The sequence below is a fragment of the Sphingopyxis witflariensis genome, from assembly GCF_002205635.1.
In the GTDB taxonomy this organism is placed as follows: Bacteria; Pseudomonadota; Alphaproteobacteria; order Sphingomonadales; family Sphingomonadaceae; genus Sphingopyxis; species Sphingopyxis witflariensis.
Genome location: NZ_NISJ01000008.1, coordinates 121,872 through 145,709 on the forward strand (window position 1 = coordinate 121,872; position 23,838 = coordinate 145,709).

A 23,838-nucleotide genomic window follows, 5' to 3' on the forward strand; every position below is an offset into this window, starting at 1 on the left:
CCTGCCATCTTGTCGCCACCTTCGCAGTACAAAGGCGCTTCTTCCCCTCGACCAGTGAGACCAACGATGAGCGTAGCGTTTCGCCGCGAAAGCGACGACGAGCATAAGGAACCGGCGTTCGAGCTGCCCATCGCGGTCGGCCCCAACCTGGTGACCCCGCGCGGCAAGCGCCTGCTCGGCGAAGAAATCGTCCGACTGAACGCGCTGGTCGCCGCGACCGCCGAAGAAGAGCCGCGCAACAAGCTCCAGCGCCAGCTGCGCTACTTCGCCACCCGCGACATCACGGCAGAGATTCAGGCCCCGCCCGCCGACGGCAGCGTCGGCATCGGCGCGCGCGTGACCTATCGCTTCAACGGCGCCGAACGCACGATCACCATCGTCGGCGGCGACGAGGCCGATCCGGCGCGTGGCCACATCGCGTTTTCGGCCCCGCTCGCCCGCGCGATGATGGGCGCCGAAGCGGGCGAGAGCGTCGCCTATCAGGACCGCGAGGATGCGATTGAAATCCTCGCCGCCCACGCCGACCCGGAGGTACAGGCATGAAGGACAAGTTCGAACGCCATCGCCAGCCATGGACCGCGGCCGAGATCGACAAGCTCCACACGCTCGCCAAAAAGGGCATGGCGCTCAAAGCCATCGCCAAGGCGCTGACGCGTAGCGAGGAATCGGTGAAAGACCGCGCCAAGGCCGACAGCCTCCCGATCGCGAAGCTGCGCTAGGCCCCCTATGTCCATCCCTGACTTTGACGCCATCGTGCTGGGTGCCGGCGCGGCCGGTCTGATGTGCGCCGCGACCGCGGGACAGCGCGGGCGGCGCGTGTTGTTGCTCGACCATGCCGATGCGGTCGGCAAGAAGATCCTGATTTCGGGCGGTGGGCGCTGCAACTTCACCAATGTGAACACCGCACCCGACCGCTTCATCTCGGCGAACCCGCATTTCGCCAAGTCGGCGCTCGCGCGCTACACGCCCGCCGATTTCATCGCGCTGGTGAACGCGCATGGCATCGCGCACCACGAAAAGACGCTGGGCCAGCTCTTCTGCGACGGATCGGCGAAACAGATTGTCGCGATGCTGCTCGACGAAGCGGCCAAAGCCGGGGTCGATGTCCGTGTCGGCCAGCCGGTCGGCGAAGTGACCCACGCCGACAGCCGTTTCGGCGTTCAGTTCGGCGACACCCGCTTCACCGCCCCCAACCTGGTCATCGCGACCGGCGGCCCGTCGATCCCCAAAATGGGCGCAACCGGCTTCGCCTATGACCTCGCACGCCAGTTCGGATTGAAGGTCGTCGAGCCGCGCCCCGCGCTCGTCCCGCTGACATTGGGCGGCGACGATGTGCTGTTCCGCGAGCTCTCCGGCATCGCCGCGCCGGTCGCGGCGCGTGCGGGAAAGGCGGTATTCCGCGAAGCCGCGCTCTTCACCCACCGCGGGCTGTCGGGTCCGGCGATCCTCCAGATCAGCAGCTATTGGCGTCACGGCGAGCCGGTGACGATCGACTTCCTCCCCGACATGTCATCGGGCTGGCTGCTCGACGCCAAGCGCAACCGTCCGCGTGCGACCGTGCGTGCGGTGCTCGGCGCACAGCTTCCCGACCGGCTCGCCGAAACGCTTGCCGAACGGCTGGCGCTGCCCGGCGAACTCGCCGCCCAGACCGACCGCAAATTGACCGATGCCGAGGCGCGTCTCGCGCGCTGGAGCTTCCATCCCAATGGCACCGAAGGCTTTGCCAAGGCCGAGGTGACCGTGGGTGGAATCAGCACCGCGGGGCTGTCATCGCAATCAATGGTGGCCAAAACCATTCCCGGCCTGTATGCGGTCGGCGAGGCCGTAGATGTCACAGGGTGGTTAGGCGGCTATAATTTTCAATGGGCTTGGGCCAGCGGACACGCTGCGGGCCAGGCGATTTGAACCCGATTTAACCCCTTGTCCCTCTGCCCCCACCCACTTGGGTGACGGCAATCTATTGAGATCATAATGTCTTTTGAAAATATGTCCCCCGTCCTTTCGGACGCGCTCAGCGCGCGCGGCTATGAAGCCCTCACCCCCGTCCAGTCCGCCGTGATCGAATCAGAAGCGCAGGGCCGTGACCTCGTCGTGTCGGCGCAAACCGGCTCCGGCAAGACCGTCGCCTTTGGCCTCGCGATGGCCGATCAGCTGCTCGAGGGCGATAAAATGCCCTTCGCGACCTCGCCGCTCGCGCTCATCATCGCACCGACCCGCGAACTCGCACTCCAGGTCAGCCGCGAGCTCAGCTGGCTCTATGCCAAGGCGGGCGCGCGCATCGCGACCTGCGTCGGCGGCATGGACGCCAGCAAGGAACGCCGCGCGCTCAGTCAGGGCGTACAGGTCGTCGTCGGCACCCCGGGCCGCCTGCGCGATCACCTCGAACGCGGCGCACTCGACCTCTCGGCGCTGCGCGTCGCGGTGCTCGATGAGGCCGACGAAATGCTCGACATGGGCTTTCGCGACGATCTCGAGGAAATTCTCGACGCCACCCCGGCGACGCGCCGCACCCTCCTCTTTTCGGCAACGATGCCCAAGCCGATCGTTCAGCTCGCCAAGCGCTATCAGCAAAATGCGCTGCGCATCTCGACCGTCGGCGAAGATCGCGGCCATGGCGACATCGCCTATCAGGCCGTGACCGTCGCCCCCGCCGACATCGAAGGCGCGGTGGTCAACCTGCTGCGCCTGCATGATGCCGAGACCGCGATGCTGTTCTGCGCGACGCGCGACAATGTCCGTCGCCTCCACGCCAGCCTCGTCGAGCGCGGCTTCGCCGCCGTCGCTTTGTCGGGCGAGCATAGCCAGAACGAACGCAACCACGCGCTGCAAGCGCTGCGTGATCGCCGCGCCCGCGTCTGCGTCGCGACCGACGTCGCCGCACGCGGCATCGATCTTCCGACCCTCAGCCTCGTCGTCCATGTCGAAATCCCCCGCGACGCCGAAGCCCTGCAGCACCGTTCGGGCCGCACCGGCCGCGCGGGCAAAAAGGGCACCGCGGTCATCATCGTTCCCTATCCGCGCCGCCGCCGCGTCGACGGCATGCTGCGCGGTGCGCGGATCGAGGCCGAATGGATGGACGCCCCGACCGCCGCCGACGTGCGCAAGCGCGATCAGGAACGCCTGATCGAGAAATTGCTTGCCCCCGTCGAGCATGAGCCGGAGGATCTGGAACTCGCGCAGCGCCTGATGGCCGAACGCAGCGCCGAAGATATCGCCGCGTCGCTCGTCCGCGCGCACCGCGCGCTGATGCCGCCGCCCGAGGATCTGCTCGATAACAGCCCGCGCGGCCGCGACAGCGCCGGCCGCCCTGAGCGCGGAGAGCGTTTCGAACGCCCCGAGCGTGGCGCTGGCGGCGAACGCGAAGGCTTCGAGGATGCCGTCTGGTTCAAGATCAACATCGGCCGCCACCAGAATGCCGATCCGCGCTGGATCCTGCCTTTGCTCTGCCGCCGTGGCCATGTGACCAAGGGTGAGATTGGTGCAATCCGCATCGGCCCCAAGGAAACGATGTTCAACATCCCGCGCGCGATCGCCGATCGCTTTGCCGAGGCGGTGCTGCGCAGCGCCAATGCCGATGGCGAGGATGACAGCGGCGTCGCGATCACCCCCGCACCCGACGGCCCGACCTATCCGCCGCGCCGCGATAAAGGTGGCCATCAGGGCGGCCCGCGCGACGGCGCTCCGCGCTCGACGCTGGGCCGCGCGCCCGGCGGCGACCGCGGCTTCGGCGATCGTTCGGGCCCGCGTGGCCCGGGCGGCTTCGGCGATCGCGCTGGTCCCCGCGGCCCGGGCGGCAAGCCGCCATACAAGGCGAAGCCCTTTGGCAACAAGGGCGGACCGCGCAAGCCCACCCGCTAAGCGTCTTCAACCCCTCCCCGGGGGAGGGGCTTTGATCGCACCGCCCTTGCGCCGCCCTCCCCGCCGCCCCAAATGGGCCGGACAGCAGGAGAGCAGCGATGCAAGCGATCGAAGCCTTTATCGAAAGCCAGGGCGGCCCCGAGGTCATCGACTGGCGCACGGTCACATTGGGCAAGCCCGGTCCGGGTGAAGTCCTGCTCCGCCAGACTGCGGTCGGGCTCAACTATCTCGACACCTATCACCGCGACGGCACCTATCCGATCGCGCTACCCGGCGGGCTCGGCGTCGAATCGGCCGGCGAAGTCATCGCCGTCGGCGAAGGCGTCACCGGCTTCAAACCCGGCGACCGCGCCGCGACCTTCGGCCCCGAACGCAACGCCTATGCCAGCGCGCGTATCCTCAACGCCGCGTCGCTGTTCAAACTCCCCGCAAATATCGACGATGAAACCGCCGCCGCTGCGCTGCTCAAAGCGTGCACGGTCGAGATGCTCGTCGAACGCTGCGCCAAGGTCGAGGCCGGCTGGCCGGTGCTCGTCCACGCCGCCGCAGGCGGCGTCGGGCTGATCCTCGTCCAGTGGCTGAAATCGGTCGGCGCGACGGTGATCGGCACTGTCAGCACCGAAGCCAAGGCGCACGCCGCGCGCGAAGCCGGCGCCGACCATGTGCTGATGTACAAGCAGGATGATGTCGCCGCGCATGTCCGCGAGATCACCGACGGTCAGGGCGTGCCCGTGACCTTCGACGGCATCGGCATGGCAACATGGAATGTCTCACTGAAAGCCACTGCGCGGCGCGGGCTGATCGTCAGCTATGGCAATGCCGGCGGGCCTGTAACCGGGGTCAATCTCGGCATCCTCGCCCAGCATGGCTCGCAATTCGTTACCCGCCCGACGCTGTTCGACTATTATCTCCACCCCGGCGAGCGCGCCGCCGGCGCCGCGCGGGTGTTCGAGATGATCGCATCGGGCGCGGTGCAAATCACCGTCGGCCAGCGTTACGGGCTGCAGGATGCAGCAAGGGCGCATGCCGATCTGGAGGCGGGGCGGACAACGGGTTCGACTTTGTTGATACCCTAAACATCCCTTCCGGCTTGATTTGTATCGTCATTGCGAGCGAAGCGAAGCAATCTCCAGCCGTCAGCCCTGCGCACGATCGATGACTGGAGATTGCCGCGTCGCTTCGCTCCTAGCAATGACGAGGATAATCAACGCAAAGTCATTGCGGTCTAAGCCTTCAACCGCTCCGCATGCCATGCAACATGCTCGGCCATGAAGCTCGAAATGAAATAATAGCTGTGATCATACCCCGGCTGCATACGGATCTCGGCCTTCTGCCCAGCCAGCTCGCACGCTTCGACCAGCAAATGCGTCTTCAACTGCTCTGCCAGAAAACCATCAGCCTCACCCTGATCGACCAGCAGGTCGGGCACCCGCGCCCCGCCCGCGATAAGCGCGCACGCATCATAGACGCTCCACGCCGCGCGATCCTCGCCCAGATAATTCGACAGCGCCTTCTCCCCCCACGGACATTGCAAAGGCGCGACGATCGGCGAAAAGGCAGACACGGAACGGAAGCGATCGGGCGTCCTCAGCGCTACGGTCAGCGCGCCATGCCCGCCCATCGAATGGCCGCTGATCGCCTGCCGCGTCATATCGGCGGCAGGAAACTCGCGCAGGATCAGCGACGGCAGCTCATCCTCGACATAGGATCGCATTCGGTAATTCGCCGCCCACGGCTCTTCGGTCGCATCGACATAGAAGCCCGCGCCCAGCCCGAAATCCCACGCACCCTCCGGATCGTCGGGGACGCCCTCACCGCGCGGGCTGGTGTCGGGCGCGATGAAGATGACGCCATGCTCGGCGCAGGCGGCGCGATATTCGCCCTTCTCCATCACATTGGCGTGGGTGCAGGTCAGCCCTGACAAATACCAAAGCACCGGCAGCTTCGCGCCCGGCGCATGATCGGGGACAAAGACCGCAAAACTCATGTCGGTGCCGGTGGTGGTACTAGCGTGCTTATAGACGCCTTGCGTCCCGCCATGGCTGCGATTGGTCGAAAGGATTTCGAGGGTCATTTGGGTTCCTGCACGGGAATGGAGACAATGATTGGCGCATGCCCCCAATGGCGTAGCAGGTCCAGTATCGCCACCCCCGAAAGCCCGAGTGTCGCGGTGTTGCGCAGCGGATGGACATTAACCGGATCGGACACCGCCAGCCCGACGTCGAGAACGACCGCGATGCTTCCGGGTGCCGCGTTGATCGCGGCGAGCGGGGTCACCGATCCGGGCGCAATGCCGAGCAGACGCTCCATATCCTCGGCTTTGCCAAAGCTCACGCGCTTGCTGCCGATCGCGGCGGGCAGGGCCTTCAGGTCAACGCGCGCTTCGGCGGGCACCGTGACGAGCCAATATGCTCCGCCAGCATCCTTCAGAAACAGATTTTTGGTATGGGCCCCCGGCATGGCGGCGTGCACCGCGTCGCTCTCGGCGACGGTGAACACCGCATCATGTTCATGGGCGGCGAAGGGGACCGCGAGCGCACCCAGGTCCGCCAGCAATCCCGCTTCGCCGCGCATCATGGGTCAGACCATGCGGTGCATGACGCAGACCTTGTTGCCGGTCGGGTCGCGCAGATAGGCGAGATACATTTTCATACCATTGCCTTCGCGCACACCCGGCGGGTCTTCGATCGCCTTGCCGCCAGCAGCGACGCCCGCCGCATGCCATGCGTCGGCCTGTTCGGGACCGGTCACGGCAAAGCCGATGGTGCAGCCATTGCCAGCCGTTGCCGGTTCGCCGTCGATCGGCGGGGTGACAAGAAACAGTCCGCCATTGTGCATATAGATGAGGCGGCCCTTGTCGTCCTGGATCGCCGGCTTGCCGCCGAGCGCCTGGAAGGTCGCATCATAAAATTTCTTTGCCGCGTCGAGGTCGTTCGCCCCGACCATATTATGGCTGTACATCGCTCTCTCCTTTTTTCGTTGCGAATCGCTACGGAACTGTGCGCGCTGTCTCAGCGAAAAACCACTGTCTTTCGCCCGTCGATCAGCACGCGCTGTTCGGCAACCCAGCGCACCGCTTTCGCGAGCACCTGCGCCTCGATATCGCGGCCGGTGCGGATCAGATCCTCGACGCTGTTGCGGTGGTCGACCCGCTCGACCGCCTGTTCGATGATCGGCCCCTCATCGAGGTCACCGGTGACGAAATGCGCGGTCGCGCCGATCAGCTTGACCCCGCGCTCATGCGCGCGATGATAGGGTTTCGCGCCCTTGAATCCCGGCAGGAAACTGTGGTGAATATTGATGCAACGCCCCGCGAGCTTTGCCGACAGCTCGCTCGACAGCACCTGCATATAGCGTGCGAGAACCAGATAGTCGGCGCCAGCATCGGCCATGACCTGCAGGATCGCCGTTTCCTGTTCGGCACGGTTCGCATCGCTGACCGGTAAATGATGAAAGGGCACCCCATGCCATTCGGTCAGGCGCCGCAGATGCTCATGGTTCGACACCACACCCGCGATATCGATCGCCAGATTGCCCGTCGACCAGCGATGGAGAAGGTCATTGAGGCAATGGCTCCCCTGCGAAACCGCAATGACGAAGCGCGGCTTGGCGGCGCTGTCGCTGATTCGCGCGTCCATCGCAAAGCGTTCAACGATCGGAGCAAAGGCCGCTTCGATCCCGGCGAGATCATCCGGAAAGGCCGGCCCCGCACCACGAAATGCGACGCGCATAAAAAAGCGTCCCGAATCGAGGTCGGCATATTGCTGGCTGTCGAGGATGAAGCCGTCACGCTCTGCGAGCAACCCGGTCACCGCCGCAACGATGCCGACCGCATCGACGCAGCTGAAGGTGAGGACAAAGGCGGGCGATTGCGTTTCCATCAGGCGACCCGGTGCGTTGCGCACAGCTTGTTGCCCGCAGGATCGCGCAGATAGGCCAGATAAAGCTGCCGGCCCTCGGTTCCGTGGCGGATGCCCGGCGGATCCTCGATCATCCTGCCGCCGTTCGCCGCACCCGCAGCATGCCACGCATCGACCGCATCGGTCGACGCGGCCGCGAAGCCCAGCGTTCCGCCATTGGCACCATGCGCCGCTTCGCCGTTGAGCGGCTTGGTAATCAGGAAGCGTCCGCCGGCATGCGAATAGATCAACCGGCCCCATGCATCGACGGTCCCCGGCGGGACGCCGAGCGCACCCAGTGCTGCATCATAGAAACGGCGCGCGGCTTCGATATCGTCGGCGCCCAGCGCGACATGGCTGAACATGCCGGCCTCAGAAGACGACGACGGAGCGGATGGATTCGCCCGCATGCATCAGGTCGAAACCCTTGTTGATCTCTTCGAGGCCCATGACGTGGGTGATCATCGGATCGATCTCGATCTTGCCCTGCATATACATGTCGACAATCTTCGGCACGTCGGTGCGGCCCTTCGCGCCGCCGAAAGCGGTGCCGCGCCAGTTGCGCCCGGTGACGAGCTGGAACGGTCGCGTCGCAATCTCCTTGCCCGCCTCGGCGACGCCGATGATGATCGAGGTGCCCCAGCCGCGATGGCAGGCTTCGAGCGCGGTGCGCATCACCTCGGTATTGCCGGTGGCGTCGAAGGTGTAATCGGCGCCGCCGTCGGTCATCTGGACGATCGCCGCGACGACTTCCTCGCGGCTCATGCCCTTCGAGTTGAGGAACTCGGTCATGCCGAACTTGCGGCCCCATTCCTCACGCGAGGGATTGATGTCGACGCCGATGATCTTGTCGGCGCCCGCGAGGCGCGCGCCCTGGATCACGTTGAGCCCGATGCCGCCGAGCCCGAAAATGACGACATTGTCGCCGACCTGCACCTTGGCGGTGTTGATCACCGCACCGACGCCGGTGGTCACGCCACAGCCGATGTAGCAGCTCGACTGGAACGGCGCGTCCTGACGGATTTTCGCGACCGCAATCTCGGGCAGCACGGTGAAGTTCGAGAAGGTCGAACAGCCCATATAATGGAAGATCGGCTGGCCCTTGTAGCTGAAGCGCGTCGTGCCGTCGGGCATCAGCCCCTTGCCCTGCGTCGCGCGGATCGCGGTGCAGAGGTTGGTCTTGCCCGACAGGCAGCTTTTGCACTGGCGGCATTCGGGGGTGTAGAGCGGGATGACATGGTCGCCGGGGACGACGCTGGTGACGCCCGCGCCGACTTCGCGCACAATGCCCGCGCCCTCATGGCCGAGCACGCTCGGGAAGATGCCTTCGCTGTCGAAGCCGTCGAGCGTATAGGCATCGGTATGGCAAATCCCCGTCGCCATAATCTCAACCAGAACCTCGCCCGCCTTCGGCCCCTCAAGGTCGAGTTCGACGATCTCAAGTGGCTTCTTGGCTTCGAACGCTACGGCGGCACGGGTCTTCATGGCTTCGATCCTATTCTTCCTGTTCTCCGGCACAAGCCGGGGTCCAGATGTCATCCCCAAATGCGGCGTCCATGGGCCCCTGCTTACGCCGGGGAACGAACTGGCCGCGATGCTATCAGCACTCCACGACGCTGACCGCAAGCCCGCCTTTCGATGTTTCCTTATATTTGTCGCGCATGTCGCGCCCCGTCTGCAACATTGTTACAATGACGGTATCGAGGCTGACCACATGTGTCCCGTCGCCGATCATCGCGATGCGGCTCGCGTCGATCGCCTTGATCGAGCCCATCGCGTTGCGTTCGATGCACGGAATCTGGACCAATCCGCCGATCGGATCGCAGGTCAGACCGAGATTATGCTCCATGCCGATTTCAGCGGCATTTTCGACTTGCGCGTTCGTCCCGCCCAGCGCCGCGGTCAGCCCCGCCGCCGCCATCGAGCAGGCGACCCCGACCTCGCCCTGGCAACCGACTTCGGCGCCCGAGATGCTGGCGTTGCGCTTGTAGAGCGCGCCGACCGCCCCTGCGGCGAGCAGGAAGGTGCGTACCCCGGCGTTATCGCCGCGATAGCCGCGCCGGTAGAAGCGGATCACCGCCGGAATGATCCCCGCGGCGCCATTGGTCGGCGCGGTGACGACCTTGCCGCCCGCGGCATTTTCCTCATTCACCGCCATCGCCCACAGATTGATCCAGTCCATCATCGCGAGCGGGTCGGTCAGATTGGCCTCGTGCCGGTTGCGGATGTCGTCGGCGATCTGCGGCGCGCGGCGCTTGACCTTGAGCCCGCCGGGCAAAATGCCGGTGCTCGAACAGCCGGCATCGATCGATGCGTCCATCGCATCAGCGATCGCATCAAGCCCGGCCTCGACTTCGGCGAGCGGGCGGTGAACGAGTTCATTTTCGAGCATCATTTCGGCGAAGCTCTTGCCCGATGCGGCCCCCATCGAAAGCAGGTCAGCACCCGAGGTGAAAGCGAAGGGCAATGCCACTTCGTCCTCGGCGCCGCGACTGTTGCGCCCCGCCTCATCCTCGTCGACGACGAAGCCGCCGCCGATCGAGAAATACATGCGTTTTGCGAGGATCTCGCCGTCGCCGTCGCGTGCGGTGAAACTTACGGCGTTGCTGTGAAAGGGCTGGCGCTGGCGCATCTGGAAATGCAGGTCGCGCGCCGGCTGGAAACGCACGCGCTGACGCCCGAGCAGATAGAGACAGCCTTCGCTTGTCGCACGATCCCAATGCGCACGGATCGCGGTGAGGCTGGTGCTGGCCGGAATCTCGCCCGCCAGACCCGCAACGATCGCGGTGTCGGCGGCGTGGCCCTTGCCGGTCAGCGCGAGCGAGCCATAAAGATCGGCTTCGACATGCGCGGTGCGATCGAGCAGTTGTTGTTCGTCGAGCCAGACAGTGAAGCGGCGCGCCGCGACCATGGGACCGACGGTGTGCGAGCTCGAGGGGCCGACACCGATTTTAAAGAGTTCGAAGAGGCTGATCGTCATGGCGGCGCTATAGGAGAAGCCATGCCATCGGGATAGGCCCGCGCAGGCCAATTTTCGCTACGGCTTGCAATAAATCCTCCCTGTCGCGGAGCGATGGAGAGGGGGACCACCGAAGGTGGTGGAGGGGCAGCGACCTTGCGTCATTGCCCCTCCGTCAGCGCTGCGCCTCCGACGCAGTTTATCCTGAGCGCCTGCAAGGCAGTCGAAGGGCGCTGCCACCTCCCCACGGCTGCGCCGCAAGGAGGATCTTCGGCTTAGGCCGGGTAGGTCCAGGTCGTGTCGCTTGCGAGATTCTTCGCCGCAAAATCCCAGTTCAGCAGCTCATCGACCACCGCATCGACATAGGCCGGACGCAGATTCTTGCGGTCGATATAATAGGCATGTTCCCACACATCGATCACGACCAACGGCTTGATCCCCGTGGTCAGTTCGGTGCCCGCGTCATGCGTATCGGTAACCGACAGCGTGCCGTCGCGCGAGACGAGCCATGCCCAGCCCGACGCGAAATGATTGACCGCGGTTTCCTTGAGCTTCTTTTTCAGATCGTCGAGCGAGCCGAAATCGCGCTCAATCGCGGCGAGCAGGTCGCCTGCGGGCGCAGTCTTGGTCGGCGACAGGCTTTCCCAGTAAAAAGCGTGGTTCCACGACTGGGCGGCGTTGTTGAACAGGCCCTTGTTGCCCGCGCCTTCGGCGTGGTGGACGATTTCCTCGAGCGACTTGTCAGCGAGTTCAGTGCCCTCGATCGCGGCGTTGACCTTGTCGACATAAGCCTTGTGATGCTTGCCGTGATGCGTCGCGAGCGTGTCGGCCGAAATATGCGGCGCCAGCGCGTCCTGAGCATAAGGCAGGGGAGGATGGGCGATCGTCATGGCAGTCTCCGTCATTATCTTTGAGGGTTCGGGGCCTTTAACTCGGGATGACCCCATGCGGTTGCAACCCCGGTACGCGGAATTTTTCAGACAAAAGAAGCGTCTCGTCGATCCCCGGCGCACTATGCCGCGCCCATCGGGGACGCGTCAGGCCTCGCGCCATTTCGCGGGCAACGCGATTTCGCACACCAGCCCGGTCGGTTCCCAATGGCGTTCGATCGTGCCGCCCAGATTGTTGCGCACGCTGCGTTCCATCAGCAGCGTACCGAAACTGGTGCGCTCGGGCGGGCCGATCGGACCGCTGCCGCCGCTCTCGGTCCAGGTCAGCCGGAACAGGCGCGGTTCGCCACCATCGGCATCCTGCGTCCAATGCACCTCGACGCGGCCTTCGTCGCTGACGAGCGCGCCATGTTTGACCGCGTTGGTCGCGAGTTCATTGAACAGCAGCGCCATCGCAACCAATGCATTTTCGGGAAGCAACAGGTCAGGGCCCGACCAGCGGATGCGCGGAAAGGCCGCCTGAACCTCGCGCATCAGCGCATGCATCGACCCGGTCATGAAATTGGCGCCGAGCAGCACATTTTGCGCGCGGTTGAGCGCGTCGAGGCGGCTGCTGATCCGCTCGACATAATCATCGACATCGCGCGCGGCGTGGCGGGTGAGCGAGATGATCGCGCTGACCGTCGCGAACAGGTTGCGCATCCGGTGGTGCAGTTCGCGCATCAGCAGATTGGCATTTTCCTGCCGGCTTTTCTGTTCGGTGATGTCGACATTGATCCCGGTCAGCATCGCATCGTTCGACCGGACATCCCAGTCGCCGCGCCCGGCGATCCAGCGCACCCCGCGTTCGGGATGCATGATACGATATTCGGTCGCATAGGGGGTGCCGTTCGCGATCGATTCGCCCAGCACCGCCGCCACCGCATCGCGGTCGTCGGCGTGGACGCGGGCGAGGAAGCCGTTGATGTCCGCGAGCGCCGTCTCGAAATCGGCGCCCCACAGGTCAGCGACGGCGCCGCGCCAGGTCAGTCCTTCGGTCCTGGGATCGACCTGCCAAGTCGCCACTCCTGAAAAATCGAGCGCCCGTTCGAGCATCTGGCGTGCGTCATCGCGTTCGGCAGCGGTCCGGCGCAGATCGGCCTCGGCCATGATGATCGCCGCGAAATCGCCGAGCCGCGCCAGTTCATGCCCGGTCAGCGCCGGCCGCTCCTTGCGGTCGATCACGCACAGCGTACCCAGGATCGCGCCATTATAGGCGCGCAGCGGCATCCCGGCATAGAAGCGGATGGCCGGATCGCCGGTGACGAGCGGATTGTCCCGAAAGCGCGGATCGCCGACGACGTCGGTAACGACCAGCGGTTCGCCATCGGCCAGAACATACTGGCAAAAACTGATTTCGCGCGGGGTTTCGGTGACGCCGAGGCCGTGCGCCGACTTGAACCACTGGCGGCAGTCGTCGACCAACGACACGAGCGCGATCGGCGCGTCGAACAGGTCGGCGACCAGCTTCGTCACCCGGTCGAACGCCGGCTCCGGCGCCGTATCCAAGATGCGATATTCGCGAAGCGTATCGAGCCGCAGACGTTCGGCCTGTGCTGCCCCCCTGTCACCGCCGTCCGCCAAATGCCGCCCCTTGCTCGCTTGTGATGCGGTTGCATCCTTATTCATCCGGGGCAGCTGTGCCATGAATATGGTTCCTGCAAAAGCACCCTCGCCACATGGCTTGCGCGCTGGCTTCACTGCGTCCCGCCCGAGTCTACGCGCCATGACATGACAAGTTGCAGTCATTCGGGCCGTCTCTTGCCCCTTTGCCCGGAACCCGATTGCTCCGGGGCGCGTATGACATAATATCAACGGGAGGATCCTAAATGCCATTGGGCGAAGAAATCCGCGGGCACCTGCCCTTCCTGCGCCGCTACGCACGCGCGCTGACCGGCAGCCAGCATCATGGCGACAATTTTGTTCACACGACGCTGGAGGTCATCGTTGCGGCGCCGGACGAGTTCAATGTCGGCAACGGAACGCGAATCGATCTCTATCGTCATTTTCACCGCATCTGGGAAAGCGCCTTTATCGAAGACGGCGAGGGCAGCGACGATGGCGAAGACCCGCTCGTCCGCGCCGCCAACCGCCGCCTCGCGCGCATCACCCCGCTCGGGCGACAGATTTTGTTGCTGACCGCACTCGAAGGTTTTTCGGTCGAGGAGGCTGCGATCATCACCGGCACCGACGTCGCGACGGTCGAAGGCCTGCTTGCCGAAGCGGTCGGTGATCTCGATCGCGAATCGCGCACATCGGTGCTGATCATCGAGGATGAGCCGCTGATCGCGATGGAACTCGAAGCGATCGTCCGCGCGCTCGGCCACAAGGTGGCGGGCATCGCGACGACGCATGAGGATGCCGTCGCGGCGTTCGCGGCAACCGACGCGGGCCTCATCCTCGCCGATATCCAGCTCGCTGACGGATCGTCGGGAATCGATGCGGTGGAAGATATATTGGCGCTGGCACCCGTTCCGGCGATCTTTATCACCGCCTTTCCCGAACGACTGCTCACCGGCCACCGGGTCGAACCGACCTTCCTGATTTCCAAGCCTTTCCGCGAAAACACCGTGCGCGCGGCGATCAGCCAGAGCCTGCTCTTCACGCCGCAGCTTGCGGCATAGCAGTCCCCCTTCTCCCCTCCCGCCCGCGGGAGGGGAAGCACGTCAACCAAGACCAGCCCTAGTCCCCGCTCGGGCCGTTCGCGGTGAGCTCATCGACATCGTGCATGATCGCGGCAAATGCCTCGCTTCCCGGGGCGAGGTCATCGCTACGTAGCGGCATCGTCCCGCTGTCCAAAATCACCTGCAGCGCGATGCGCCCGCGCGACACGCGGCTTTTCATCGTGCCGACCGCGCAGCCGCAGATCTCGGCGCCCTCTTCGTAACTCAGCCCGCCGGCCCCGATCAGCACCAGCGCCTCGCGCTGATCGACCGGCAGCATCAGCAGCGCGCGCTGCACATCGGCGAGGTGGAGGCTGTCGTCCTGATCGTCGGGGGCGACCAGCAATCGCTCGGCGGCCTGCTCGTCATATTCGGCGGTGAATTTCTTGCGCCGCATCTGCGACAGGAAGCAATTGCGCAGGATGACGAAGGCCCAGCTCTTCATGCTCGACGGCCCCGGCACATATTGCGCGCGCGCCTTCCATGCCTTCAGCATCGTTTCCTGGACCAGATCATCGGCGAGGTCGGCATTGCCACAGAGGCTGCGACCAAAGGCGCGCAAGTGCGGCAGCATGGCCGCCAGCTCGCGCTTGAAGCTGTCATCGTCGAGGGGTTGGGGTATTAAATCGCTGATAAACTAACCTTTGTTGCGAAATTCTCTATCATTGACGCCGTACAGGCTTAGCGCCTCGTTCGGCCGATGCAAAGCCTAAGCACAAATCGCTGTCTCCATCCGCGACTGTGCCCTCCCCGCAACACTATATCGCAAAATTAAGGAACGGCGGGAACTTGCGCCCTCTTGTGTCGTTGCTTCGACATGGCAACCCACGGCAACAACAGGATCAACGGCAAAGGCGGCCTGCACGCGGCAACCGATGCCTCGCGCCGAGCGCTGGGAAGTTTTCCCGGCACCGGTGGCGATCAGTGGCATCGCACGCTGACCGGGCGCCAGTCGCCCGAACCGGTCAGCGCCAAGCTGCGCATGATCTATGGCAATATCGTTGCCGAAAAGCTGCCCGACAATATGCTCGACCTTCTGTCCCAACTCGACCAGAAAAGCCCGAAGCAGTAATGACCCGCGCGACCGCTGCGACGCAGGCGGAGGCTGGCACCAGCCTCGCCGACAGCGAATTCAAGACGCTCCTCGCCAACGTCATCCCTCATTTGCGCGCCTATGGCCGCAGCCTGTCGGGCAGCGCTGACCTCGCCGACGATCTGACGCAGGACACGATGGTCAAGGCATGGGCGTCGCGCGATCGCTTCGAACGCGGCACTTCGATCAAGGCATGGACCTTCGTCATCCTGCGCAACACCTTCCTGTCGCAGATGCGCCGCAACAAATTTCGCGGCGAATATGACGAGAGCGCCGTCGAACGCACGCTGTCGACCCCCGCCAGCCAGGAAGACAGCGGCGAAATGGCCGACTTGCAGCGTGGATTGATGGAATTGCCGCAGGACCAGCGCGAAGCGCTGATCCTCGTCGGCGCGGGCGGCATGTCTTATGAGGAAGCCGCGCAAATCTGCGACTGCGCGCTCGGCACGATGAAAAGCCGCGTGTCGCGCGCGCGCGCCGCGTTGGAAGAGATTATGACCAGCGGGCAATTTTCGCAGAAGCGCGCCGATGCGCCGCCCGCCAGCGAGGCGATGGACGCAATCATGGACAGCGTCGAGACGATCGCCGCGCGGCGCGAGGCCGAGGGCCGCTGAGGCGCACGATCATCCGCTCGACTTTGCCATGCCGACGCGCCAAAATGGCGCATCCATTCTCTCAGCAAAGCGAGTTCCCCCGATGATGAAGCTCCCTGCTCTCGTGCTGTCCGCCACGATGGTCATCGCCGCCTGTTCGGCGGGCACGACCAGCAGCAACGCTGCGCCAGCCGATACTGCGAAACTCGACGCCTCGGGCGCACAGCCCGCTACCCCGGTCGCCAATGCGCCGTTCACGGTGCAGGATGTCGCGCATTTCAAGGAACCGTGGGCGATGGCGTTCATCCCCGGCACCCGCCTCGCGCTCGTCACCGAAAAGGCGGGCAAGCTCAAACTCTGGCAAGAGGGCGGCGCGGTGCTTGATGTCGCGGGCGTGCCGAGCGTCGCCTATGGCGGTCAGGGCGGCTTCGGCGACGTCATTCTCGCACCCGACTTTGCGACCAGCGGCCACATCTATCTGAGCTGGGTCGAGGCGGGCGACGGCGGCACCTTCGGCGCCGTGGTCGCGCGCGCCAAACTCGAACAGGGTGACGCGCCAAAGCTGACGGGCCTCCAGACCATCTGGACCCAGAGCCCCAAGGTCACCGGCCGCGGCCATTTCTCGCACCGCCTCGCTTTCTCGCCCGACGGCAAATATCTGTTTATCGGGTCAGGCGAGCGCCAGAAATTCGACCCCGCGCAGGATATGGATGCCAATCTCGGCAAGATCCTCCGGCTGAACCCCGACGGCAGCATCCCCACCGACAATCCCTTTGCGGATCGGGGCGGCGTCGCGGCGCAAATCTGGTCGCTCGGCCATCGCAACATCCTCGGCCTCTCCTTCGACGGCAGCGGCAAGCTGTGGAATCAGGAAATGGGGCCGAAGGGCGGCGACGAGGTCAATCTGGTCGAGGCGAAAGCCAATTACGGCTATCCGATCGTCTCGAACGGCGACCATTATGACGGCAAGACCATTCCCGACCACCCAACCCGGCCCGAATTCGCCGCGCCGAAACTCTGGTGGAACCCGTCGGTCTCGCCAGGCGGGCTCGTCTGGTATGGCGGCGAGGTCTATCCCGGCTGGAAGAACAGCCTGCTCATGGGCGCCCTGTCGGGCGAGGGGCTCATTCGCATGGCCATCGATGGCGACACGCTCCACAAATCGGACCGCTGGGACCTCGGCACCCGCATCCGCGAAGTAGAGGTCCGCGACGACGGCACCGTCTGGCTGCTCACCGACGGCGAGGACGGCAAGCTGGTGAAGCTCGTCCCGAAGCAGTGATCCGCAGCTTCCTCACCCGCCGAGCCGAATGGCCCGCGCGCATCCCCGACCCCGACGCCGCGCCGCCACTCAAGCTGCTGTGGCGCGAGATCGGGGGGCTCGCGCGCGCGATTGCCGGGCGCATCCGCCCGATGCCCCCCGAGCCCAATCCCGACAGCGACCATCCGCCGGTGATGGTGCTGCCGGGATTTCTGTCGGGCGACTGGGCGACCAAGGCTTTGCGCGCCGACCTGCGCCGTGCCGGTTTCCGCTGCTATGCCTGGGGCCTCGGCTTCAACCGCGGCGCGACCCCCGATATCATCGAGCGCATCGACGGCCGGGTGCAGTGGATCATCGACCGCACGGGTCACGCACCCGCACTCGTCGGCTGGAGCCTCGGCGGCATTTACGCCCGCGAATATGCCAAGCATCATCCGGGCAAGGTGGCGCGCGTCGTCACCCTGGGCTCGCCCTTCTCGGGAAGCCGCCGCGCCAACCGCGCATGGCGGCTCTATCACCTCGTCGCGCGCCACCCGGTCGACAATCCGCCGATCGACTTCCACCCCGCCCCGCGCCCCGAAATGCCGACCTTCGCGCTCTGGTCGAAGCATGACGGGGTCGTCGCGGTGAACAGCGCGCGCGGGCAGCGTCACGAGAGCGACCGGCAGGTCGAGGTTGACTGCGGCCATATGGGCTTCGCCTATGCCCCGACCTCGGTGGCGGCGATCGTCAAGGCGCTGACCGAAGAAGTGGCAACACCGGACTAGCGGTCAGCACACGTCGATCCGATAGGCCGGTGCGGCGCGCCACGACAGCAGCATCCGACCCGGACGCCGCCCCGCCAGCCCCGTAGGCACGAAACCGACGCGGCGCAGCAGCGCGCGCGACCGGTCATTTTCCGGACGACATTCGGCGACGATCGCGCAGCCCGGCCGCGACGCGACGAGCGCGTCGATCACTGCGCGTACCGCTTCGGTCGCGATACCGCGACCGCGGGCCCGCGCGGCGAACCAGTAACCAATCTCATATTGCCCCGCGCGGCTGTGGACGCCGATCACACCGTTCAGCTCGGTACCGCTGGCGTCGCGCACCGCATGAAAGACATCGCCGCCGCCCGATCCGGCGATCAGCGCGCGGGCAGCGGCTTCGGTGAAGGGGGTGGGCAGGAAATGGACCTGCGAGGTCACCGTTTCGTCGGTGATCGACGCCAGCGCGCGCGCATCATCGGCGTGCAACGGCGCGATGCGGCAATTTTCGGTCGACAGGGCAAGCAATGTATCGGTCATGTCGCGTCTTCTTCAAAAGCGCGCGCCGTGGCCGGGGTGGTGGTGGTTTGATGATGACCATTCGCCTGTCCGAACACGGCGGCGATGGTCATAAGATGATGCCATGCCGCTCCTAGATAAAGGAGCGCCAATAGGCCTTGAATCGAAGGGATTGGTCGTTGGTCATCATGGGCGGACCTATCAGTGACGCTTGGCGGGATCAAGCCCGAGGTGACGAATGATCAGAAACGGCCAAAAAATCGGTACTACCGCGCGCTAAAGCACCCGCTGCATCAGATGCGAGCCCGGCCCATAGGGATCGGCGGCGACATAATCGAAGCCCTGCCGGTGCCAATAGCTGTCGGCCCCCTGAATCGCGACCAGCCGCACGTCGCGGCAGCCTTCGACTTCGGCCTGATGCACAACAAAGGCAGTTGCCGTCGCCCCCGCGCCGGTTCCTCGCGCCGCTGGCAGCAGCGCGATGTCGTGGAGATAATAGCTGTCCGACGTCGGAATCGAATCCATCCGCACCCCAAGCTTCGGCGGCGCGGCATCGCGCGGCCAGGGGTGGCCGATCAAATAACCCAAAGCCTCGCCATCGCGATCGAGGATCGCACAGCCCGCGGGATAATGCGCGAGGCGATCGACGAAGGTTTCCAGCGGCTCGGTAAAGTCGCCATGCACCGCGTCGGAAATGCGAACGACCGTCGGCAAATCATCCGCGCGCATCGGCCGCCACACGCCCGCGCCGCTCATGCCGCATCGCCGAGAAAGGGCGCGACGACGTCGGCGGTGACGCGCAATGGCCGGCCGCTCGCCTTGTCGAGCAGCGCCCACACGGTCCGCGCCCGCACATGGACTTTGCCATCGGCCCCGGTGAATTCCATGAAACGGTCGAACTTCGCGCCCTGCGGTTTGTCGGCGACCCACGTCCGCGCGGTCACGCTTTCGCCGGGCCCCAGCGCGCGCAGATAGTCGATCTCGTGGCGCACCACGACCCATATATAGGCGTCCTTGTGGCTCTGCGGCGCCGCGGCGTCCCAATGGCCGGTCGCGACCTGCTGGATCCACTGGACCCAGACGGCATTGTTGACATGGCCAAGCTCGTCGATCGCGTCAGGGGTGGCGGTGAGGTTGAGAGTGAAGCTTTTCATGGGCGATGCTTAGCGCAAAACAGCTGCAAGACTAAAGTCGTCGTCATTGCGAGCGAAGCGAAGCAATCTCCAGCTATCCAGCTTGCCCTACGCCGAGGGCTGTGGATTGCCGCGTCGCTTCGCTCCTCGCAATGACGAGGAAGACTCTTAAGCTCTACGCCAATTCCACCGTCGTCACCATATAGCCCGCATCGCGCAGCGCGGTGACGAGGCTGTCGAGATGCTCGCGGTCGCGCGCTTCGCATTCGATGTCGGTGATCAGCCCCTTGGCGGGGAGCGTGGTGAAGATGCGCTGGTGATAGATTTCGATGATGTTGACCTGTTTCTCGTCGAACAGCTTCATCACCTTGAACAGCGCACCGGGGCGATCCTGCAACCGGATGCGCAGCCGCGCGATGCGGCCCGAACGCGCGAGATCGCGCAGCAGCACGTTCGCGAGCAGCCGCGTGTCGATATTGCCGCCCGTGAGTACCAGCCCGACCTTGCGGCCCTTAAACTCTTCGGGATGCGCGAGCATCGCCGCGAGCCCCGCCGCACCCGCACCCTCGACCACCGTCTTTTCGATCTGGAGCAACAGGCTGACCGCGCGTTCCAGATGGCGTTCAGCGACGAGGACAATGTCGTCGTTCAGCGCGGCCACCAGCTTGCGTGTATATTCACCGGGTTCCTTGACCGCGATCCCCTCGGCCAGCGTGTCGCCCTCGCACGCCATGTCCACACCGTTAAGTTCGGCGTACATCGACGGATAAAGCTCGGCCTGCACGCCCACCAGGCGCATGTCATTCTTGATTCCGCGCGCCGCGGTGCCCATGCCCGCAAGCAGCCCGCCGCCACCGATCGGGACGATCAGCGTGTCGAGTTCGGGGACGTCCTCGAGCATTTCCAATGCGACCGTTCCCTGCCCCGCCGCGACGTGCGGATGGTCGAAGGGATGAACGAAAGTCAGTCCGCGTTCGACTTCCAGCTCACGCGCATGCGCCGAGGCATCGTCAAACTTCTCGCCGAACAGCACGATCTCGGCGCCATGGCTCGCGGTCTGCGAAATCTTCACTTGCGGCGTCGTCTTCGGCATCACGATGGTGACCGGAACGCCGAGGCGCTTGCCATGATAGGCGAGCCCCTGCGCATGATTGCCCGCCGATGCCGCGATCACGCCGCGCGCCTTCGCCTCGTCGCTGAGCAGCAGCAACGCGTTCAATGCGCCGCGCTCCTTATACGCGGCGGTGAATTGCAGATTCTCGAACTTCAGCCACACTTCGGCGCCGACCAGTTCGGACAGCGTCTGCGAATGGAGCGTCGGGGTGCGGATCACCGCGCCGTTAATTCGCTCCGCCGCCGCGCGCACATCGTCCAATGTGATCGCCGGATAGTCGGCGGTAGCGGTCAGGGTGAGTTGATCTGTCATAGCGATAGAGGCCCTACCCCATCTGGCGCGCCGCGCAAACTATGCTTATGAACTCCCCCATGAACGAACAAAAATTGCGCGTAAGCTTCATCGGAACCGGCGTCATGGGCGGACCGATGGCGGGCCACCTCGTCAAGGCGGGGCACGACCTCACCGTTTACAACCGCACCCGCGCCAAGGCCGACGCCTGGGTCGCGCAATATGGCGGCGCGGCGGCGGCAACGCCCGCCGAGGCGGCGAAGGACGCCGATGTCGTCCTCGCCTGCGTCGGCAATGACGATGATCTCGCGCAGATCACGCTCGGTCGCGACGGCGCCTTCAAGGCGATGCGCAAGGGCGCATTGTTCGTCGATCACACCACCGTTTCCGCCCGCATCGCGCGGCAATTGTCGGTCGAAGCCGAAACCCTCGGGCTGTTCAGCATCGACGCTCCCGTCTCGGGCGGAGAATCGGGCGCACAGGCGGGAACGCTCTCGATCATGTGCGGCGGCAGCAAGGCCGCGTTCGACGCCGCCGAACCGGTGATGCGCGCCTATGCCGGACGCATCGTCCATATCGGCGGCCCCGGCGCAGGGCAGACGACCAAGATGGTCAACCAGATCGCGATCGCCGGGGTGATCCAGGGCCTCTCCGAAGCCCTGCGTTTCGCGCAGGCGTCGAAGCTCGACACCGACAAGGTGTTCGAGGCGGTATCGGGCGGCGCGGCGGCAAGCTGGCAGATGCTCAACCGCTGGGGCACGATGTCGAAGGATGAATTCGACTTCGGTTTCGCAGTCGACTGGATGCGCAAGGACCTCGGCCTCGCGCTCGACGAGGCGCGCGTCAACGGCGCGACGCTGCCGGTCGCGGCGATCGTCGATCAATTTTATGCCGATGTGCAGGACATGGGGCATGGGCGAAGAGACACGAGTTCGCTGGTGACGAGGTTGCCGAAGTGAGCGGCGGGATCGTGCAAAGCCCTCCCCTCCCGCAGGCGGGAGGGGCAGTGAGACTTGCCAGCTCGCTGGCTAGTCGCAACGGGGTGGGCAGACTGCGAGAGCGGTTGGCCCACCCCGTTGCGACTAAGCCCGGCTTCGCCGACCTAAGTCTCCCTACCCCTCCCGCCTGCGGGAGGGGAGCAATCCTTACCGCCCTCGCCGCTTTAACCCTCGCCACCCCCGCACACGCCGACACGTTGGTCGACAATGTTAACGGCGTTACGCTCGACAAGGACGGCAAGCTCGTCCGCTTCACCGGGCTCGTCATCGACACGCAGGGCAAGGTCAAGCAGCTACTCGACCGCAAGGACAAGCGCCCCGAGCGCCCCGATTTCAAGGAGGACGGCAAGGGCCGCACCCTGATCCCCGGGCTGATCGACGCGCACGGCCATGTCATGGGGCTGGGTTTCCAGCTGATGCTGCTCGACCTCAGCGAGACCAAATCTCTCGCCGAGGCGCAGGCGGCGATCCGCCAATATGCCGCCGAAAATCCCGAAATGCCGTGGATCATCGGATCGGGCTGGAACCAGGAAAAATGGGGCCTCGGCCGCTTTCCCACCGCCGCCGACCTCGACGCCGCAGTGCCGAACCGCCCGGTGTGGCTGGCGCGCGTTGACGGCCATGCCGGCTGGGCGAACAGCGCCGCAATGGCATCGGCCAAAATCACCGCCGCGAGCAAGTCGCCCGATGGCGGCCGGATCGAGATGGCGGGCGGCAAGCCGAGCGGGGTCTTCATCGATGCCGCGATGAGCCTCGTCGACGCTGCCAAGCCCAAGCCGCTCGCGCGCGATCTCGACCGCGCGCTCTATCTCGCGCAGCAAAAGCTCATGGAGCAGGGCGTCACCAGCATCGCCGACATGGGCACGTCGATCGCCGACTGGCAGGCGTATCGCCGCGCCGGCGACAAGAAACAGCTCGCGATCCGCATCCTCTCCTACGGCGGCGACATCGATAATATGGCGCTGATCGCCGGGGGCGAACCGACCCCGTGGCTTTATGACGACCGCCTCCGCATGGTCGGCGTGAAGCTCTATCTCGACGGCGCACTCGGCTCCCGCGGCGCGTGGTTGAAGGCGCCCTATAGCGATGCACCGGGACAAAAGGGCCTGCCCCTCCTCACCCCCGCGCAGCTGCGCAACAAAATGGTCCGCGCGTCGATGGACAAATTTCAGGTCGCGATCCACGCGATCGGCGACGCGGCCAATGCCGAAGCGCTCGACGCAATCACTGACCTCACCGCCGACCTGCCCGGCGAGCGCCGCTGGCGGATCGAACATGCGCAGATCATCGACCCCGTCGATATCCCGCGCTTCGCCCAGCTCAAGGTCATCGCCTCGATGCAGCCGGTCCACCAGACAAGCGACCGCCTGATGGCCGAAGCGCGTCTCGGCCCCGATCGCCTGAAAGGCGCCTATGCCTGGCGCAGCCTCGCCAGCGCCGGCGCCCGCCTCGCCTTCGGGTCCGACGTCCCGGTCGAAAGCGCCAATCCCTTCCCCGGCATCGCCGCCGCCATCTCGCGCACCGACGCTGCGGGCCAGCCCTTTGGCGGTTGGCACCCAGAGGAGACGGTGAGCCGCGAAGTCGCCCTCGACGGCTTCACGCGCAACGCCGCTTATGCCGCCTTCGCCGAGGACCGGCTCGGCACGCTGATGCCCGGAATGCGCGCCGACTTTCTGATCGTCGAGGCCGACCCGATGCTCGCCAGCCCCGACGAGATCCGCCGCATGGTCCCGCTGGAAACCTGGATCGGCGGCTATCGCTATTATAAGAAAAAGGACTGAC

At 65.1% G+C, this 23,838-nt stretch carries 26 protein-coding genes; 12 read left to right on the forward strand and 14 right to left on the reverse strand.

The genetic code is table 11. The features are described from left to right. Positions 1 to 66: 66 nt before the first annotated feature. From CDQ91_RS14720 to CDQ91_RS14740, 5 genes are all read left to right on the forward strand, one after another. A complete protein-coding gene (locus CDQ91_RS14720; protein WP_088473483.1) occupies positions 67 to 543 on the forward strand; it encodes a GreA/GreB family elongation factor in 477 nt (158 codons plus the stop codon). Next, positions 540 to 719: a hypothetical protein gene (locus CDQ91_RS14725; RefSeq protein WP_088473484.1), complete on the forward strand. Its 180-nt coding sequence runs from the start codon at positions 540 to 542 to the stop codon at positions 717 to 719. Before CDQ91_RS14720 ends, CDQ91_RS14725 begins: the two co-directional genes overlap by 4 nt. 7 nt (positions 720 to 726) lie before the next feature. Continuing rightward, on the forward strand, positions 727 to 1,905 hold the full coding sequence (locus CDQ91_RS14730) for a BaiN/RdsA family NAD(P)/FAD-dependent oxidoreductase (protein ID WP_088473485.1): 1,179 nt from the start codon (positions 727 to 729) through the stop codon (positions 1,903 to 1,905). Between the two features lie 66 nt (positions 1,906 to 1,971). Further along, entirely contained in the window at positions 1,972 to 3,858 is a 1,887-nt protein-coding gene (locus CDQ91_RS14735; protein ID WP_088473486.1) for a DEAD/DEAH box helicase, read from the forward strand. A 98-nt stretch (positions 3,859 to 3,956) separates the two neighbouring features. Then, positions 3,957 to 4,934, forward strand: coding sequence for a quinone oxidoreductase family protein (locus CDQ91_RS14740; RefSeq protein ID WP_088473487.1), 978 nt, complete (start codon positions 3,957 to 3,959; stop codon positions 4,932 to 4,934). A gap of 149 nt (positions 4,935 to 5,083) precedes the next feature. On the opposite strand, the gene fghA is transcribed toward CDQ91_RS14740, so the two are convergent. The 9 genes from fghA to CDQ91_RS21885 all read right to left on the reverse strand — a co-directional run bounded on the left by fghA (position 5,084) and on the right by CDQ91_RS21885 (position 13,292). After that, positions 5,084 to 5,932 (reverse strand): S-formylglutathione hydrolase, encoded by an 849-nt coding sequence (gene fghA / locus CDQ91_RS14745; RefSeq protein ID WP_088473488.1) that lies wholly within the window; start codon positions 5,930 to 5,932, stop codon positions 5,084 to 5,086. After that, positions 5,929 to 6,435 carry a prolyl-tRNA synthetase associated domain-containing protein gene (locus CDQ91_RS14750; RefSeq protein ID WP_336579974.1) on the reverse strand — a complete coding sequence of 169 codons (507 nt, stop codon included), beginning with the start codon at positions 6,433 to 6,435 and terminating at the stop codon, positions 5,929 to 5,931. Before CDQ91_RS14750 ends, fghA begins: the two co-directional genes overlap by 4 nt. A gap of 3 nt (positions 6,436 to 6,438) precedes the next feature. Further along, complete coding sequence (locus tag CDQ91_RS14755) at positions 6,439 to 6,819, reverse strand: VOC family protein (RefSeq protein ID WP_088473489.1); 381 nt, start codon at positions 6,817 to 6,819, stop codon at positions 6,439 to 6,441. A 50-nt stretch (positions 6,820 to 6,869) separates the two neighbouring features. After that, positions 6,870 to 7,739: a formyltetrahydrofolate deformylase gene (gene purU / locus CDQ91_RS14760; protein ID WP_088473490.1), complete on the reverse strand. Its 870-nt coding sequence runs from the start codon at positions 7,737 to 7,739 to the stop codon at positions 6,870 to 6,872. Next, the gene (locus tag CDQ91_RS14765) at positions 7,739 to 8,122 is read right to left on the reverse strand and encodes a VOC family protein (protein ID WP_088473491.1); all 384 of its coding nucleotides are present in this window, start codon (positions 8,120 to 8,122) and stop codon (positions 7,739 to 7,741) included. Before CDQ91_RS14765 ends, purU begins: the two co-directional genes overlap by 1 nt. A gap of 7 nt (positions 8,123 to 8,129) precedes the next feature. Then, the gene (locus CDQ91_RS14770) at positions 8,130 to 9,242 is read right to left on the reverse strand and encodes an S-(hydroxymethyl)glutathione dehydrogenase/class III alcohol dehydrogenase (protein ID WP_088473492.1); all 1,113 of its coding nucleotides are present in this window, start codon (positions 9,240 to 9,242) and stop codon (positions 8,130 to 8,132) included. A gap of 115 nt (positions 9,243 to 9,357) precedes the next feature. After that, positions 9,358 to 10,737 carry an L-serine ammonia-lyase gene (locus tag CDQ91_RS14775; protein ID WP_088473493.1) on the reverse strand — a complete coding sequence of 460 codons (1,380 nt, stop codon included), beginning with the start codon at positions 10,735 to 10,737 and terminating at the stop codon, positions 9,358 to 9,360. A 254-nt stretch (positions 10,738 to 10,991) separates the two neighbouring features. Then, complete coding sequence (locus tag CDQ91_RS14780) at positions 10,992 to 11,606, reverse strand: superoxide dismutase (RefSeq protein WP_088473494.1); 615 nt, start codon at positions 11,604 to 11,606, stop codon at positions 10,992 to 10,994. Positions 11,607 to 11,753: 147 nt separating this feature from the next. After that, a complete protein-coding gene (locus tag CDQ91_RS21885; RefSeq protein WP_088473495.1) occupies positions 11,754 to 13,292 on the reverse strand; it encodes a sensor histidine kinase in 1,539 nt (512 codons plus the stop codon). 182 nt (positions 13,293 to 13,474) lie between these two features. On the opposite strand from CDQ91_RS21885, the gene CDQ91_RS14790 reads away from it, so the two are divergent. Beyond that, entirely contained in the window at positions 13,475 to 14,269 is a 795-nt protein-coding gene (locus CDQ91_RS14790) for a response regulator (RefSeq protein WP_088473496.1), read from the forward strand. A gap of 58 nt (positions 14,270 to 14,327) precedes the next feature. Here CDQ91_RS14790 and CDQ91_RS14795 read toward each other — a convergent pair whose 3' ends face one another. Next, entirely contained in the window at positions 14,328 to 14,882 is a 555-nt protein-coding gene (locus CDQ91_RS14795) for a sigma-70 family RNA polymerase sigma factor (RefSeq protein WP_088473497.1), read from the reverse strand. A 243-nt stretch (positions 14,883 to 15,125) separates the two neighbouring features. Here CDQ91_RS14795 and CDQ91_RS14800 point away from each other — a divergent pair, with 243 nt between their 5' ends. The 4 genes from CDQ91_RS14800 (at position 15,126) to CDQ91_RS14815 (ending at position 18,022) form a co-directional block, all read left to right on the forward strand. Beyond that, positions 15,126 to 15,380 carry a NepR family anti-sigma factor gene (locus CDQ91_RS14800; protein WP_088473498.1) on the forward strand — a complete coding sequence of 85 codons (255 nt, stop codon included), beginning with the start codon at positions 15,126 to 15,128 and terminating at the stop codon, positions 15,378 to 15,380. Continuing rightward, positions 15,380 to 16,015: a sigma-70 family RNA polymerase sigma factor gene (locus CDQ91_RS14805; protein ID WP_088473499.1), complete on the forward strand. Its 636-nt coding sequence runs from the start codon at positions 15,380 to 15,382 to the stop codon at positions 16,013 to 16,015. Before CDQ91_RS14800 ends, CDQ91_RS14805 begins: the two co-directional genes overlap by 1 nt. A gap of 82 nt (positions 16,016 to 16,097) precedes the next feature. Further along, positions 16,098 to 17,276 carry a PQQ-dependent sugar dehydrogenase gene (locus CDQ91_RS14810; RefSeq protein WP_088473500.1) on the forward strand — a complete coding sequence of 393 codons (1,179 nt, stop codon included), beginning with the start codon at positions 16,098 to 16,100 and terminating at the stop codon, positions 17,274 to 17,276. After that, entirely contained in the window at positions 17,273 to 18,022 is a 750-nt protein-coding gene (locus CDQ91_RS14815; RefSeq protein WP_088473501.1) for an esterase/lipase family protein, read from the forward strand. The genes CDQ91_RS14810 and CDQ91_RS14815 overlap by 4 nt, the downstream gene beginning before the upstream one ends. 3 nt (positions 18,023 to 18,025) lie before the next feature. On the opposite strand, the gene CDQ91_RS14820 is transcribed toward CDQ91_RS14815, so the two are convergent. From CDQ91_RS14820 to CDQ91_RS14835, 4 genes are all read right to left on the reverse strand, one after another. Further along, entirely contained in the window at positions 18,026 to 18,541 is a 516-nt protein-coding gene (locus CDQ91_RS14820; RefSeq protein ID WP_088473502.1) for a GNAT family N-acetyltransferase, read from the reverse strand. Positions 18,542 to 18,796: 255 nt separating this feature from the next. Continuing rightward, positions 18,797 to 19,276 (reverse strand): GNAT family N-acetyltransferase, encoded by a 480-nt coding sequence (locus tag CDQ91_RS14825; protein ID WP_088473503.1) that lies wholly within the window; start codon positions 19,274 to 19,276, stop codon positions 18,797 to 18,799. Further along, a complete protein-coding gene (locus CDQ91_RS14830) occupies positions 19,273 to 19,674 on the reverse strand; it encodes an acyl-CoA thioesterase (RefSeq protein ID WP_088473504.1) in 402 nt (133 codons plus the stop codon). The genes CDQ91_RS14825 and CDQ91_RS14830 overlap by 4 nt, the downstream gene beginning before the upstream one ends. A 154-nt stretch (positions 19,675 to 19,828) precedes the next feature. Then, positions 19,829 to 21,079, reverse strand: a complete 1,251-nt coding sequence (locus tag CDQ91_RS14835; RefSeq protein WP_088473505.1) for a threonine ammonia-lyase — start codon at positions 21,077 to 21,079, stop codon at positions 19,829 to 19,831. A 59-nt stretch (positions 21,080 to 21,138) separates the two neighbouring features. Here CDQ91_RS14835 and CDQ91_RS14840 point away from each other — a divergent pair, with 59 nt between their 5' ends. After that, entirely contained in the window at positions 21,139 to 22,017 is an 879-nt protein-coding gene (locus CDQ91_RS14840; protein WP_088473506.1) for an NAD(P)-dependent oxidoreductase, read from the forward strand. 182 nt (positions 22,018 to 22,199) lie between these two features. Continuing rightward, positions 22,200 to 23,837 (forward strand): amidohydrolase, encoded by a 1,638-nt coding sequence (locus CDQ91_RS14845; protein ID WP_088473556.1) that lies wholly within the window; start codon positions 22,200 to 22,202, stop codon positions 23,835 to 23,837. Position 23,838 lies beyond the last annotated feature (1 nt).

Coding starts and splice junctions, on each gene's coding strand:
- CDQ91_RS14790 (WP_088473496.1), top strand. CDS start 13,475: ATGCCATTGGGCGAAGAAATCCGCGGGCACCTGCCCTTCCTGCGCCGC.
- CDQ91_RS14800 (WP_088473498.1), top strand. CDS start 15,126: ATGGCAACCCACGGCAACAACAGGATCAACGGCAAAGGCGGCCTGCAC.
- CDQ91_RS14775 (WP_088473493.1), bottom strand. CDS start 10,737: ATGACGATCAGCCTCTTCGAACTCTTTAAAATCGGTGTCGGCCCCTCG.
- CDQ91_RS14805 (WP_088473499.1), top strand. CDS start 15,380: ATGACCCGCGCGACCGCTGCGACGCAGGCGGAGGCTGGCACCAGCCTC.
- fghA (WP_088473488.1), bottom strand. CDS start 5,932: ATGACCCTCGAAATCCTTTCGACCAATCGCAGCCATGGCGGGACGCAA.
- CDQ91_RS14755 (WP_088473489.1), bottom strand. CDS start 6,819: ATGTACAGCCATAATATGGTCGGGGCGAACGACCTCGACGCGGCAAAG.
- CDQ91_RS14795 (WP_088473497.1), bottom strand. CDS start 14,882: ATGCTGCCGCACTTGCGCGCCTTTGGTCGCAGCCTCTGTGGCAATGCC.
- CDQ91_RS14830 (WP_088473504.1), bottom strand. CDS start 19,674: ATGAAAAGCTTCACTCTCAACCTCACCGCCACCCCTGACGCGATCGAC.
- CDQ91_RS21885 (WP_088473495.1), bottom strand. CDS start 13,292: ATGGCACAGCTGCCCCGGATGAATAAGGATGCAACCGCATCACAAGCG.
- CDQ91_RS14835 (WP_088473505.1), bottom strand. CDS start 21,079: ATGACAGATCAACTCACCCTGACCGCTACCGCCGACTATCCGGCGATC.
- CDQ91_RS14720 (WP_088473483.1), top strand. CDS start 67: ATGAGCGTAGCGTTTCGCCGCGAAAGCGACGACGAGCATAAGGAACCG.
- CDQ91_RS14770 (WP_088473492.1), bottom strand. CDS start 9,242: ATGAAGACCCGTGCCGCCGTAGCGTTCGAAGCCAAGAAGCCACTTGAG.
- CDQ91_RS14840 (WP_088473506.1), top strand. CDS start 21,139: ATGAACGAACAAAAATTGCGCGTAAGCTTCATCGGAACCGGCGTCATG.
- CDQ91_RS14750 (WP_336579974.1), bottom strand. CDS start 6,435: ATGATGCGCGGCGAAGCGGGATTGCTGGCGGACCTGGGTGCGCTCGCG.
- CDQ91_RS14825 (WP_088473503.1), bottom strand. CDS start 19,276: ATGAGCGGCGCGGGCGTGTGGCGGCCGATGCGCGCGGATGATTTGCCG.
- CDQ91_RS14735 (WP_088473486.1), top strand. CDS start 1,972: ATGTCTTTTGAAAATATGTCCCCCGTCCTTTCGGACGCGCTCAGCGCG.
- CDQ91_RS14820 (WP_088473502.1), bottom strand. CDS start 18,541: ATGACCGATACATTGCTTGCCCTGTCGACCGAAAATTGCCGCATCGCG.
- CDQ91_RS14730 (WP_088473485.1), top strand. CDS start 727: ATGTCCATCCCTGACTTTGACGCCATCGTGCTGGGTGCCGGCGCGGCC.
- CDQ91_RS14740 (WP_088473487.1), top strand. CDS start 3,957: ATGCAAGCGATCGAAGCCTTTATCGAAAGCCAGGGCGGCCCCGAGGTC.
- CDQ91_RS14780 (WP_088473494.1), bottom strand. CDS start 11,606: ATGACGATCGCCCATCCTCCCCTGCCTTATGCTCAGGACGCGCTGGCG.
- CDQ91_RS14765 (WP_088473491.1), bottom strand. CDS start 8,122: ATGTTCAGCCATGTCGCGCTGGGCGCCGACGATATCGAAGCCGCGCGC.
- CDQ91_RS14725 (WP_088473484.1), top strand. CDS start 540: ATGAAGGACAAGTTCGAACGCCATCGCCAGCCATGGACCGCGGCCGAG.
- purU (WP_088473490.1), bottom strand. CDS start 7,739: ATGGAAACGCAATCGCCCGCCTTTGTCCTCACCTTCAGCTGCGTCGAT.
- CDQ91_RS14810 (WP_088473500.1), top strand. CDS start 16,098: ATGATGAAGCTCCCTGCTCTCGTGCTGTCCGCCACGATGGTCATCGCC.